The sequence below is a fragment of the Methanosarcina hadiensis genome, assembly GCF_046529725.1.
Classification (GTDB): domain Archaea; phylum Halobacteriota; class Methanosarcinia; order Methanosarcinales; family Methanosarcinaceae; genus Methanosarcina; species Methanosarcina hadiensis.
In genome coordinates this window covers 662,526-675,759 of sequence record NZ_CP136241.1, presented here as the reverse complement: position 1 = coordinate 675,759, position 13,234 = coordinate 662,526, and the positions used below count along the sequence as shown (strand labels likewise).

Here is a 13,234-nt window from a genome sequence, read left to right as displayed (position 1 = left end):
ATAAATAAGAAACAATGAAAAATAATACAGACATTAGTTTGTTAAATTAGGTTTAGAAAGCATCTAATAAAATTTTGAATTTTTCTTATCTTTCCCTTCCATCCAAACTAACACATTTAAATCTCTCCTCACCCTTTTCTATCCCACAATATAACACTCATAACTTTTCCCGGTGACCTTTTATGAAATGTAGACTCTGTAAATATTACCCTGAGGACTTCGGAGAGCTTACTGTTGATGTTTTGCATATGGACCTGACGTTTGACATTTATGATGACAGGACGAATGTGAAGTCCATACTCAGGGTCAGGACAAAGGATAAGCCTATTGAGAAGCTGGAGTTGAACTGCAAGGACCTTGAGATCAGGGCTGTGAGCTGTTTTCAGTCCGAGGTCTCTTACAGGTACAGGAAAAACGATGCTATCCTTGAGGTCAGCTTCAGGGACGTGATTCCGCCGAATACCGAGATTGCAGTAATTACGGATACTGTTTGCAGGCCGACAAAAAATATCCTTGAAGGGCTGTACTACGACGAGACTCCGGCAGGGGCTCCTCCGCAGCAGATTACGCAGTGCCAGCAGTGGGGGTTCCAGAGGATCGTGCCCTGCATAGATGACATGACTGCAAAATGCACTTACAGGACAACCATCATTGCAGATTCGCGGTACACAAACCTCATCACGAACGGGGATGTTTCGGTCGAGAGGAATACCGTAAAGCCTGGAAGGGACAGGATCGTCTATGATAACTGCATTACCCCTATGGCTACCTATCTCTTTTTCCTCGGAGTCGGGACTTATGCGACCTATAAAAGGGAATTTGAGTACCCTGACGGGGGCACTTTTATGCTTGAGCTGCTTGTGCCGCCGGATTCCGATGCCAGGGCTGCAGAAAAGGCTCTTGATATCCTGCACGACTGCGTGATGTGGGTCTACGTCTTTACCGGGCCTGAGCAGTTCGATGAGGATAAACTGCCTGCAAGGCAGCTGATCTGGGACCTTGTCCGGAGGCGGGAGAAACTGAAAATGAATTCAGGGCCTGAATCCGGAAGGGAAGGAGAAAGCGGAGGAGAAGGAGAAGAGCTCGGGAAGATCAGGAAAGAGCTCGCCAGGCTTGATAAAACCATCACTCCGGGATACAGGTATACAGGGACCGTATACAGGGAAATCGGGATGCAGAACTCGGACTTTGGCGGCATGGAAAATGTTGGGAATACTACCATTACCACAAACCGCATCATGCCTTTCCCGCAGATAACGGATCCTGCTTTTGAGTACATGATAAGGGTCAAGGTTCACGAGTACTACCACAACCAGAACGGGTCCGAGGTCACCGGGAGGAGCCCGTTTGAGATCTGGTTAAACGAAGCCGTGACCGTTCATGTCGAAGAGCAGTACCATGCTTTCCTTTTCGGTGAAGACTACCAGAGGCTCCAGAGGGTGCTTGACCTGCTTGCACCTGCATCAGGGACTTTTGCCCTGGATTCCGGGGCTGCTTCAATGCCGATTATCCCTGACGGGTTCAATGACCCTAATGACCTGATCACTGCAGTTACGTATGTAAAGTCCCCGGAATACGTGCGCATGGTCGAGAGCCTTATAGGGAAAGACACTTTTGTCCGTGGACTTGACCGTTATTTCAAAAAGTTCCAGCACTCGAATGCTTCCACGCAGGACTGGATAGAGACCATGGAAGAAGAAAGCGGGGTGCCTTTAAAAGAGATGGCTGAGACCTGGCTGAATCAGACGAAATTCCCTGTAGTTGAGGTCTCAGCCGAGTACGACAGGCCTACCAGGAAATTTACTTTCTTCCTCAAGCAGCAGTACCCTGCCGGAGGAAAGCCGTGGGAATTCCCGTTCAGGGCAGCCCTCGTTGACGAGGAAGGAAAAGATATTGCAGAGGTGCTGGAAAGGGTAAGCGGAGAAACAGCAGAAATTGTAATTGAAAATGTGGATACGCCTTCTTTCCTTTCCCTTAACAGGGGATATTCTTTCTACGGCAAGCTTATTTACAGGGCAAGCCCGGAAGAACTCCTTATGCAGGTCAGGAAAGACAGCGATATCGTGGGCAGGTTTACAGCTTTCTATACCTTTGTGGACAGGGAAAAGCTGAGGCTCCTTAAAGTCCCGGATGCGGTGCCTTCCGATGACTTTGTAGAGCTTTACTACAGGCTTCTCAATGACCGGCAGCTCCTTGAAAAGGCAGGCGGGCAGTTCCTGACCATTTTCGAGTCAGTTGAGGATAAGGATTATGCCCATCACTACCAGAAGCTCTATGATGTAAAGCAGAAGCTCCTGAAGGCAGTTGCCTGGAAGTACAGAAGCTCCCTGATTTCTGCCTACCATTTCTATGAGAACGCTTCAGTTCCAAGGGACGGGTCCCTGGAAGAAACAGCACGGGTGATAAAGAGCAGGCAGGCAAAAAACGTCTGCCTCGGAGTCCTTGCAACCCTTGATACCCCTGACATCCATTCCCTGATAAAGCAGCAGTTTGAGACTGCAGCCTGTGCAACCGACAGGTTGAGTGCATTTGCCGCGTACCTCAACAGTTCGGCCCCTGACAAGATAGAAGTCCTGAGAGCCTTTGAAGCCGAGTCGAAAAAGAACCTCATCGCCTGGGAAGCCTTCCTTTCGGTAATAGGAAGCAACAGCAGTGCCGATGCCGTGGAACTGGTAAGGGAGATGGAAAGGTCGGATGCCTTCAGGATTGAACAGACAAATGACCAGCGTGCCCTTTACGGAAGCTTTGCCCGTAACCGCAAGAAGTCCCTTCAGACCGAAGAAGGCAGAACCCTTTTTGCAGAAATTCTGCGGAAACTGGCTCCAGTAAATGAATATACCACAGTGAACCTGCTAAATGCTTTTGCAAACATAGACCAGATGGAAATAAGATACCATATCCCGCTGGTGGAAATTCTTGCAGGTCTCCTTGAAGGACTTGATCCGGAGAAATACCCAAGCGTATATAACAGGATCAGAAAACTCCTTATCGGAGCTCCTAAAGCTGTCGAAGGCTACGGGATAGAGCACGGCAAGATTCAGGCTCTGCAGACAGAAGCAACCGGAAAATGAGTCTTATCTGTGAATCTCGTAAGAGTAATGTTAGACTAATGTTAGACTAATGTTAGGTAATGTTAGACTAATATTAGACTAATATTAGAGTAGTTTTCTCTACCCGGGGAAACCAGATAGAGGGCGGTCGTCACCAGTTCTGAAGCACCTGACCCGAAGGATCAGGATTGTATGCTTCGGGCCGCCCGGCAATTACGGCATTTGGTATTCGTTTATTCCTGTGCTCGTCTAATTCATGTGCTGGTCTATTTATTTAAGCTGTGCAGGAAGGTTCATTTATCCCGAAACGAGAGGCAGGCAATGTCAACCCGATTCTCTTATGATAAAAAAATTAAGGCACTTCACTTTTAATTATTTATATCAATATTATTGTTTAAAACCCATACTAAACAGCTAATACTTCATGTTTTTTTAGATAGTCTATTTCTATCGCCAACTTTTAAAGCCAACTTTTAAAATCAGACACTTTTTAATACCCGCACCGGTTGAGTTGTCCTGAGGATTATTTCTATTAAACTTTGAAGAACCTGCCAACATTCTAACTGTTCACTGACATTTGCTTCTAATTTTATTTCAGGAATTAAATTTCTTGTAGATATATAATTTTCTTAGACATTATTTCAGATAACTGTGGGTAAATCTTCAATTCACTATATCACTATACATCATATTCTTGGGGGCAGGTTATGAGAACATCCTTAAAGCTATTTAGTTTATTTATTGCATTAATATTTATATTTCCTTATCCTGTTTCATCCGGACCGAATGACGATACAGGCCCTATCAGTCTGGCAAAGAACGCCTCGGTGCCAGTATGGTCCCCGAGTGGGAATGAGATCCTTTTCGTCCGGGACAATTCTGTAACCCCAGGTGATCCCTATTACGGTCTGGATATCTACAAGATTAACACGGATGGTTCAAAAGAAACTCAGTTAACCAATTTCTTTTACAACGAAAAAGACCATATCTGGTCTCCTGACGGCACGAGCATACTTTACAGCTATGATGCGGTTGACGATCTTTATCTTTACATTATGGGTTCCGATGGTTCGGACAATTTCGAGCTGAAAAAACAGAGTTATGGGGAGGACTTTGCAGGGATTTCCGGCTGTGTATGGTCTCCTGCCGGGTCAAGGATTGCCTTCATTTCCCATGACGAAACCGGGCCTGACAGACTGGTTATTTTGAACCCTGATGGGTCGAATGAACGGACTATTGCCGGTGCTGCTGAAATCTTAGCTCTGGCGTGGAGCCCGGATTCCTCCCGGATAATATTTAAAGCCAGATATTCCGGGGAAGACCGTGCGGGAATTTATTTAATGAACTCAGACGGTTCTGGAAGGGAGTTTCTTGCTGAAGGTGAAATAAGGCAGCAGGTCCAGCCCTGGCAGTCTGAAGTATGGTCTCCGGATGGCTCTAAAATACTGTATTCTTCAAACGAAGTCGGGAATTCCGATATATATGTCATAAACACCGATGGGAGCAGGAAAACACAGCTTACTGATAACAGTTCGGAAGATTACTCTCCATGTTTTTCTCCTGATGGAAGCAATATAGTTTTCATATCCGGCAGGGCTGGACATAACAGCTTATGGATTATGGATTCTAATGGGGATAACGAAAAAGAGTTAACAGAAAACCTTGAGGGCATTTACGACTTTTCATGGAGCCCTGACGGTCAAAAAATTGCTTTCTCTTCAAACTTCAATGCTTATATAAAGGAGATTCCTTCTGACGGAACCGATGGCGTAGAATCTCCTGATAATTCCGACCAGGACACAGATGAAGACCCGGATTATCTGCATATGGAAATACTCTCTCCCAAAATGAATTTTGCTGCAGTCCAGGAGACTCCTGAACTTATCACTGTCAGGGTTACCAGCAGCTCCGGAAACCCGGTCCAGGGTTCCGGCTTTAAATATATCAGAGCTAACTTCAGCAACGGAGACCCGGAACTCCAGTTATTTGATGACGGGACACACCTGGATGTTACAGCAGGTGACGGAGTGTTTTCAAACCAGTGGATACCTGTAAACAGCAGTACAGGAGCGTTCCCTGTCTTCTATATACTAAGAATTTCTGCAGACCATGAAAGCCTCGGTTTTGCCGAACAGAGTATCAGCGGGACTATTTCCAGGAAGCCAGTATATCCTGACCTGGTAATAGAGGAGATTTCATGGGACCCTGCAGAGCCGTCTGAAAATGACAGCATAACTTTCAGGATCACATCTGCAAACAACGGCTTCGGGCCTTCCGGAGCCTGTACTGTGAAATGCTACATCAACGGAAGCGAAATTTATTCCTATCCTCTTTCAGGACTTGAAGCCGGCTCCAATGAGTCTGTTACATTCAACTGGGTTCAGACTGCCTCGGGAAATATTGATATAAAAGCAACTGTGGATACGGAAAATAAGGTTTACGAATCCGATGAAGGGAATAATGAAAAAATAATGTCACTTAGCGTAAAGAGCCCCTCTTCTTCCACCTCAGATTCTTCTACTTCAGATTCTTCCACTTCAGGTAAAAGCGGAGGTAAATCTTCTTCCGGCGGCAGCAGTGGTGGTGGAGGAGCCGGCGGTTCTCCTGAGCCGGCAAGCAACGTCAGGATAAAAGAGCTTTCACAGCAGTATATCACCAATGGTAAGCATGTTAAGTTCACTTTTCCGAAAAACGTAACCTGCGTAACTTATGTGGAATTTGACTCCAAACGCACCGCAGGAAAGACTACAACCATTGTTGAGATGTTGAAGAATAAATCCGCACGTGTATCTGAGCTTCCTTCGGGCAAGGTTTACGAAAACATGAATATATGGGTTGGAAATAAAGGGACTGCAGACCCTGAAAACATTGAAAATGCTGTTATCGGTTTCAGAGTTGAGAGGAACTGGATTAATTCAAATGATGTCGATCCGGTTTCTATCAGGCTCTGGAGGTTCAGCAGCGGGGAATGGGAAGAACTGTCTATCCGCCAGTCGGGTGAAGACGACAGGTACATCTATTTTGAAGCAAAAACTCCGGGTTTCTCATCCTTCGCCATAACCGCCCTTCCGGTTGAGGCTGTTGAAAAAGCCGAAGAGCCTTCTCCAATTCCATCAGTGAGGAGTGCAGATGTAATGGAAGCATTGGTAGGATTAACTGGAAAACAAAACTCAGATTCCCTGAGAATTTCAACAATTGCTGTGAATGAAAGCGATTCTGATCCGAAGACTTTCCCGATAGCCGGAGAAACTGAACGAATAATAGGTAGAAAAGTTTTGAGAGCATTCGCAGCGATAGCACTGCTTTCGGTAACAGGCTATCTGGGGTTCCTTATTGTAAGGAAGCAGAATTGAAAAACTCTCAACTGCTTTCGGTTTTTCTTCTCTTTTCTTTTTTACGTTTTAGATATAAATTGGTTTCTGAAAAAGCATTTGATTAAGAAACTGTCCCTTTTCAGGAATTACATCAATCCTGTTATGATGACTCCGATCCCCATAAGAACGACAAATCCGACTGCTGCCATATCTGTCCTGTTCCAGGACAGCCTTTGCTTCTCTGCGCTCCGGCGGCTCCTGTAACCCCTCATATCCATTGTCAGGCCAAGTACCTGAGTCCTGCCAAGGGAATTTGCTACAAGAGGCACAAGGATTGGCTTAACGCTTCTTATCTTTCCGCGTACGCCTTTTCCGGGATTGTAGCCTCTGGCAAGCTGGGCTTCGTGAATGCGCTGGCCTTCTACCTGCAGGCTCGGGATAAAGCGGAGAGCAATTACGAACATAAGAACATAGTCCACGGGGACATGGATTTCCATAAGGGCTTTCATGAGATCGCTTGGCTTTGTTGTAACCACAAGGAGCTGGAAAGCAAAGAGCATTGCAAAGAAGCGCAGGGAAAGGACAGTCCCGAAGTCCAGGGCTCCGGTTGTTACAGGGACCAGGCCCCGGGCAGCAAGAGTGCCGGCTGGAATAAGGTATCCGATAGTATCCCCACTTCTAAGGGTAAAGATCGTGAGCAGGATAAGAGTCAGGCTTAAAAATATAAGGAGTTTTAGCTGCCTCAGGAGTTCCTGCTGGAGCCCGGCTTTAAGGGAAGCCAGAAAAATTCCAAGGACAAGCAGGCCAAGGACTGTAGAGTCTGTGGTAAATACACTCAGGAGTATTATCCCGGTGACGGCAGCAATTTTAGATAGCGGATTCATTCTGTGTAAAAAGCTGTCCCTGTTAATGTACTGCATAATTTCTTTCATGCATTTACTCCCCTGTCAGCGCATTCTGCTTCAGTGCATCTTGTCTCTTTACTTAAAGAACCGTGAGTCCTGTTAGCCGAATCTTCCACGATCCTTCCGGCATCCATTCGTATGACTCTTTCAGCATGGTTTTTTACTATCTGCATATTGTGAGTTACCATAACTATGGTGTGGCCTTCCTGCTGGAGCCTTTTCATAAGCTGCATCATCCTGTCGGACTCTTCCGCGTCCAGGCCTGTTGTGGGCTCGTCAAGTACTACTAATTCAGGCCGCATTGCAATTACACAGGCAACTGCAAGCCTCTGTCTCTCCCCGCGGCTCAGGTGGCGCGGAAATACCTTCTCTTTGCCCTGCAGGTTCACGAGTTCAAGGGAACGGGTAATTGCTTCGGCTGCCTGAGAGCCGGTTATTCCGATATTATTTAGCCCGAAAGCGATCTCGGCTTCAACGGTATCTTCAAAAAGCATATTGTCAGGGTTCTGGAAAACCAGCCCCATATGTTTTACGAGCTCATTAACAGGAATCCTGGAAGTATCGAGTCCTTTTACAGTCACGCTTCCGGAATAAGGGCGCAGGAGGCCGTTGAAATGCTTGACAAGAGTAGTCTTGCCTGAGCCGTTTTCTCCAAGGATTGCAACGAGCTCTCCGGACTGAATCTCGATGTCAAGATCATCAAGAGCGGTGAAATCTCCGTAGCGCTGGGTTAGCTTTTTTACGGAAATAACAGGCTGCCCTTCTTTTTGAGGGAGAGGATGCTCCCTGCCATTAAAAGAAAGGTCAGAATCTTCAAATACTGCAAAATCCACTGGGCTCTTTATAGCCTTTATTTCTCCCTTTTCAAGAAGCACAACCCTGTCTCCTATTTCAAGGAAGTCCTCAATATTGTGGTCCACGATTATTATTGTCTTCCCGGCTTCTTTGAGCCTTTTCAGGACAGAGAATACCTTTTTTACTGCCTGCTTGTCGAGTTCTGCAGTAGCCTCGTCAAGAATCAGGACTTCCGTATCAAGGGCAAGAGTCGCAGCAAGGGCAACTTTTTGCTTCTGGCCCCCGGAAAGAGTGTGAGGAGCCCTCTGCATCAGATGGCTGATTTCACACAGTTTCGTCACCTCATTTAACCTGCGGAGAACCTCTTTTCCCGGATGCCCGCGGTTTTCGAGCCCTGAAAGGATTTCCTCTTCAACGGTTGTAAAGATTAGCTGGGATTCTGCGTCATCAAAGACCATCCCTGTGTGCCGGCTCAACTCTTTCATGCCGTCAAATTCCTTTATATCCTTATTTTTGAAGCTGAGGTTCCCTTCAATTTTGCCGCCAAGCTCGTGATGAAGGATGCCCGCCATTGCAAGGGCAAGGGTGGTTTTTCCGGCTGCACTGTGCCCTGTAACAAGGAGCAGTTCACCGTTTTTGACATCCAGAGTTATGTTTTTTAAAGCAGGTTTTTCTGCTGCCCCGTAGGTGTAAGAGAAGTTCCTGAGTTCAATCATGTTTTATGCTTTCCCCCGGGAGAGTACCTTTGAAGCGGGAACATAAAGGATCTGGGCAATTATTGAGTTAGCAATCGCAGTCAACCCAACAATAGGGACAATAGCTATTACAAACGCTCCCATAGTGTCGTATTTGGTCAGGATCGAAGGGGCAACCATAATCATTGCAATAGCCACGAAGCTGATCCCGCTGGCAAGAGTCCCAATAAGGGTTGAGATGGCGGGAGAGACTGAAAGCCTTCCCATAAGGGTTCTGTACATGGCAAGGCAGATTACCGCGCCAATAGGCTCACTGATAAGGTTTGCAGGAGGAAAAATTGAATGACTTAAAAGGGCGCAAACTATTCCTGCCACAACCCCTATGCCTATTACTTCGGTGAATGTTGGTATAACAAGGATAATAGCAAGGCAGTAAAAAGCTATTACGAGATTCGAGACAATGGGTCCCGGGATTACAAGGGATAAATATCGAACTATCGCACCTACTGCGAGTAAAATTCCAACGACAGCAATATCCTGAGATTTCATTAAAATCATCTACCTGTTTCGTTTTCTGAGGACTTCCCTCAATACAAATACCACAATCAATTGAGTTATACATCCGTTAAATATCCGTTAAATGCCACTTAAATCCGGTAAACTGGTGGAACATAATAAGCTGATACTACAATATAGTACAATGAAGCATAATAATGTACATTAGTATATGTACTTTGCGCTTTATTACTCATTTTTGTGCTTTTTTCCGCGCTTAACACCTTTGTCTTTGCATCTTTTGGCTCAGAATTCCCGGGGTTCAATACAGTCGATGAAAATACTGAACTGCAGTCGTTTACTGTCGTACGGACCAGTTAGTCTTAAAAAGAACACTCAAAGGGGAAACTCCCTGACAGGAAAACTGATCACGATTCAGGACATTTAACAATGAAGGACATTTTAATACTAACAAAGACTATTTTCCGGGGTGTTGTATGTCTTCGGTAGAAGAACGTGAACTGGCTGAAGTCAGGATGATTGAAGAAGGGCTAAGAAGCGTCTATGACGGAGATGCAGAGGGAGTAATAGAAGCTTTTAACGGCCTCAGGGGTTTTGCAATAAATCTCGTAAACCTGAACATTACTGCGGAATATGAGCTCGATGCAAAAGCTCTCATAATTGCTATGGGAGACATTGGCAGGGAAACTGCAGAAAGAGGAATGAAAACCGCATCAATAGCTTCTGCTCTCGCCCTTGGAGAAGTAGTTGTGGAGGCTGCGGACCGGGAAAGGGAATCTCTCGCATTAAAAGCGCTGTCTGTTCTCGGAAACCTTTCACTGGAGTTTGGAAGAAAGAACCTGGACGCAGCAGCAAAAAGTGCGGCAGAATCTCTGGGAAATGTCGGGAAAGCCTCTTCAAGAAAAAAAATGGAGATCATGACAGGCCTTTCGGAAGTATACCTTATGCGGCTGGCCATGAAAGCAATGGAAGAAAACCTTTCAGAGACCTGGGATACCGCCTTAAACTACCTGGGAGAAATCGGGGTTTCTTCAGCTGAGCAGGGAATAGAGAAGGATGCCGTAGGTGCTGCAATTCTCCTTGAAGAGCTGGGTTCCGCTGCTGTAAGGAAACAAAACGAGCCCCGTGTAAAATCTGTTATCAAGACCCTTGGGAAGCTGGGAAGGGAGCTATTTCAAATGGGATCTAAAAATGCACTTGTCCAGACAGTATGGGCTCTGGAAACTCTCAGAATCCTTGCAAAGGAACAGGAAATGGAAAATGCTGTAAGCGCAGGAAAACGAGAGCTTGAACTCCTGAGCACTGCAGGAATTCTTGATGAAGAACAGAACCTGGAAAAAATTCAGGAAATAAAAGAATTCCACAGGCAGATCCTTAAAAGAGGCTGAGCGTTCAGGCTGGCAGGCTGACAGATCAGGTTTCCGACAAATAGGGTGTTTAGAATATGAAGGAAAAGATAGTGCAGCATTCAGGACTGAAGGATTTCGGATAAGAATTGGAAGAATTTCGGATAAGAATTGGAAGAATTTCGGATAAGAATTAGAAGAATTTTTTCAAAGAAAATACTCAAAAATCTGCTTTTCACACTGCACAAAAAACATACTGGAAAAAGGAATAAAATTTGGTGCTCCGGCCGGGATTCGAACCCGAGTCTTCGGCTCGAAAGGCCGGAATGATTGGCCGGACTACACTACCGGAGCACATCGCATCTCACAGCGAGACCAACAATATACCTTGTAATATATAAATCTGTCCCTTCTCTGCGATCTTCTGGTGCAGTTTGCCAGCCAAAAATGGTTTATTGATCTAATTTTTCCGGGAATAAACTCAGTTTTTCACAGAGTAAGGAGGTACTGTCTCAAAAACATTATCTGGAAAGCCTGCTCATGGCTCAGAAACTTTGCAAAGCGAGGCAACAACGAAAAAATGATAGAAAAAAATAGAGCAATAGAGAAAGGAAAAATGCAGTATAATCAGGAAATAAGAGTTTAAGAATACTTAGCAGACATAACAGTTAATAAAAAATTTATCAGATATAAAAGTTAACAGAACAATTAATAGATATATAACAATAGAATTAGCAGATAAGATTTTTAAGAACAGTTAAAAGGTTTTAACGGCTAAAAAATTATGGTGCTCCGGCCGGGATTCGAACCCGAGTCTTCGGCTCGAAAGGCCGGAATGATTGGCCGGACTACACTACCGGAGCGTTCTGAGTGTTTTAAGCTGACTTAATTTCCCTTATTGAAGGGGGTTCTTCAATAAGGGTTTCTCGTATAAATAGTTATCGAGTGCAGAGAGTTTCAGAGAACTTATTATAGAACTCACTATTCAAGATCTGTCCAGATCTTTTTAGACCCTCGGGTCTATTGTAAATTTTATAGCTTACACATTATCGAAGCTTTAGATATGCCAGCTTATATTTCAATCTCTTCTTCGAATTCTCCCTCACCTTCAGCTTCTCCGGGCTTCTCAGCTTCTTCTACCATAAGGTTTCCGATCCATTCGCTGAGTCTTCCGCAGTATTCTGGCTCGCAGTCTCCGGTACAGCCGGTACAGGCTGAAAACATATCCCCGGAGAGCAGAAGGTCGTATTTTTCTTTAACCTCCTCTTTCGCTTTAAGGAGATAGGTCCTTGCTCCGTTTGAGACTCCCACCTCACGGATGATAAGGTCTTTATCCAGAAGCTTTTTTATGATCCTGGAGCACTTCCTGCTGTCAATATCCAGCTCTTTCCAGATAACGTTCTGGAAGACGCCGTCTTTGTGTCTTCTTATTATATTGTATGCTTCTTCTTCAAGATCCATGCCTGTTTCCACACTAATGAAGTTCCTTCTTCAGACGTCTCAGTCTTCGACAGGAGTGATCAGTATGATGTTATTGCCTCTGAGCACTACGGAACCAAGGGAGCGGACTTTTTCTCCTTTTACGATCTCCATCGTATCAACAAGATGAAGATTCATATAGTCATCCACACTCTTCAGAGTGCCTTCAAGCAAGTTAAGGTCGCCTTTCATTTCTACCTGGATCCTTGATCCAACGATTTTCTGAACTTTTTTATTTGGGAACAAATTTAAACCCTCGCTGATTTGTTCTGAATTTTCGGTTCCCCTACTCCCGGGTATTGCTTCTCTTATTCCAAAGCCGGGCAGGGCAAATTGTGTCAGGGCAATCTATATATTTACAACAAGCCTGCTGCCTTTATCAGCTGCTTCCTGCCAGCAACTGAAAAAACATTCCGAACTATCACTCCACCGGCTCTTAAGAAAACTGAAATTACATATCCTTTTCAGAGATATATAACCATCGATGCCCGGAGTGTCAGAAGAGCATTATGAGCCTCTCAAATCATAAATCAGACTGACAGGCTAAAACGAAGCTGACCTGTATCGGAAAGAGAGTAAGCTAAAACAGGAAAATACTACAGCCATACTACAGCCTGATTTTTATGCAGTTTAAATATCCTATCCAACCTTTACAATCTGAGCTCAAAGTTCCCGATCAGGGCATGCGCGGCATAAACATAGTTTTAGCTTCGGCAATATCCTGATTAGATATAACCCTGAATATTCGTGCTTTCATCAACAGATTTTGCGGGCTCTTTTTTTGAGACTCTCGGGATTGCTCTTGCAATAGGCCCGAAAACAGATTCGTATTCGTTTATATGCTGAGTCAGCCAGCGGTTTAATTCAAGTGCTGCAACCGGAGAGAGTATAATTTCGGCTTCAACGCGCCTTTCTATAACCCTGGATTCAGAAGAATCTCCAAACATCTTTGGCGTATCATTGTAAAACCCGATCCTGAAATCATAAGGGCTATGCCCGCCTGCAGCTCCTATTGCATATATTTGCCGGAATTCTTCGGGCTTTATAAACTCTATTGTAATACTTTTTTTTCCTTTCTTAGAAGCTACATTTTCTTCATTTTCCCTGGATTCAATGCCCTCGGTCATAAAATTT

Annotated in this window: 9 protein-coding genes and 2 tRNA genes; 3 read left to right on the top strand and 8 right to left on the bottom strand. The window is 44.9% G+C overall.

Going from position 1 to position 13,234, the window contains the following annotated elements; all coding sequences use genetic code 11:
- Positions 1 to 182 precede the first annotated feature (182 nt).
- Both RSJ42_RS02985 and RSJ42_RS02980 read left to right on the top strand, forming a co-directional pair.
- Positions 183 to 3,071, top strand: coding sequence for a DUF3458 domain-containing protein (locus RSJ42_RS02985; protein ID WP_410509236.1), 2,889 nt, complete (start codon positions 183 to 185; stop codon positions 3,069 to 3,071).
- A gap of 686 nt (positions 3,072 to 3,757) precedes the next feature.
- Positions 3,758 to 6,403, top strand: coding sequence for a PGF-pre-PGF domain-containing protein (locus RSJ42_RS02980; protein WP_410509235.1), 2,646 nt, complete (start codon positions 3,758 to 3,760; stop codon positions 6,401 to 6,403).
- A 107-nt stretch (positions 6,404 to 6,510) separates the two neighbouring features.
- Here RSJ42_RS02980 and RSJ42_RS02975 read toward each other — a convergent pair whose 3' ends face one another.
- Genes RSJ42_RS02975 through RSJ42_RS02965 form a run of 3 tightly spaced genes read right to left on the bottom strand, consistent with a single transcriptional unit; the run spans position 6,511 to position 9,308 of the window.
- On the bottom strand, positions 6,511 to 7,296 hold the full coding sequence (locus tag RSJ42_RS02975) for an energy-coupling factor transporter transmembrane component T family protein (RefSeq protein ID WP_410509234.1): 786 nt from the start codon (positions 7,294 to 7,296) through the stop codon (positions 6,511 to 6,513).
- Complete coding sequence (locus RSJ42_RS02970; protein ID WP_410509233.1) at positions 7,293 to 8,780, bottom strand: ABC transporter ATP-binding protein; 1,488 nt, start codon at positions 8,778 to 8,780, stop codon at positions 7,293 to 7,295. The genes RSJ42_RS02975 and RSJ42_RS02970 overlap by 4 nt, the downstream gene beginning before the upstream one ends.
- Positions 8,781 to 8,783: 3 nt before the next feature.
- Entirely contained in the window at positions 8,784 to 9,308 is a 525-nt protein-coding gene (locus tag RSJ42_RS02965) for a tryptophan transporter (protein WP_410509232.1), read from the bottom strand.
- A gap of 443 nt (positions 9,309 to 9,751) precedes the next feature.
- On the opposite strand from RSJ42_RS02965, the gene RSJ42_RS02960 reads away from it, so the two are divergent.
- On the top strand, positions 9,752 to 10,663 hold the full coding sequence (locus tag RSJ42_RS02960; RefSeq protein ID WP_410509231.1) for a hypothetical protein: 912 nt from the start codon (positions 9,752 to 9,754) through the stop codon (positions 10,661 to 10,663).
- Positions 10,664 to 10,897: 234 nt separating this feature from the next.
- Here the strand turns inward: RSJ42_RS02960 and RSJ42_RS02955 are convergent.
- The 5 genes from RSJ42_RS02955 to RSJ42_RS02935 all read right to left on the bottom strand — a co-directional run bounded on the left by RSJ42_RS02955 (position 10,898) and on the right by RSJ42_RS02935 (position 13,227).
- Positions 10,898 to 10,975: transfer RNA gene (locus RSJ42_RS02955), tRNA-Glu, on the bottom strand.
- 431 nt (positions 10,976 to 11,406) lie between these two features.
- Positions 11,407 to 11,484 (bottom strand) — tRNA-Glu (locus RSJ42_RS02950).
- Positions 11,485 to 11,692: 208 nt separating this feature from the next.
- Positions 11,693 to 12,082, bottom strand: coding sequence for a helix-turn-helix transcriptional regulator (locus RSJ42_RS02945; protein WP_410509230.1), 390 nt, complete (start codon positions 12,080 to 12,082; stop codon positions 11,693 to 11,695).
- A gap of 39 nt (positions 12,083 to 12,121) precedes the next feature.
- On the bottom strand, positions 12,122 to 12,346 hold the full coding sequence (locus RSJ42_RS02940; RefSeq protein ID WP_011034307.1) for an LSM domain-containing protein: 225 nt from the start codon (positions 12,344 to 12,346) through the stop codon (positions 12,122 to 12,124).
- 479 nt (positions 12,347 to 12,825) lie between these two features.
- Entirely contained in the window at positions 12,826 to 13,227 is a 402-nt protein-coding gene (locus tag RSJ42_RS02935; protein WP_410509229.1) for a DUF3467 domain-containing protein, read from the bottom strand.
- Positions 13,228 to 13,234 lie beyond the last annotated feature (7 nt).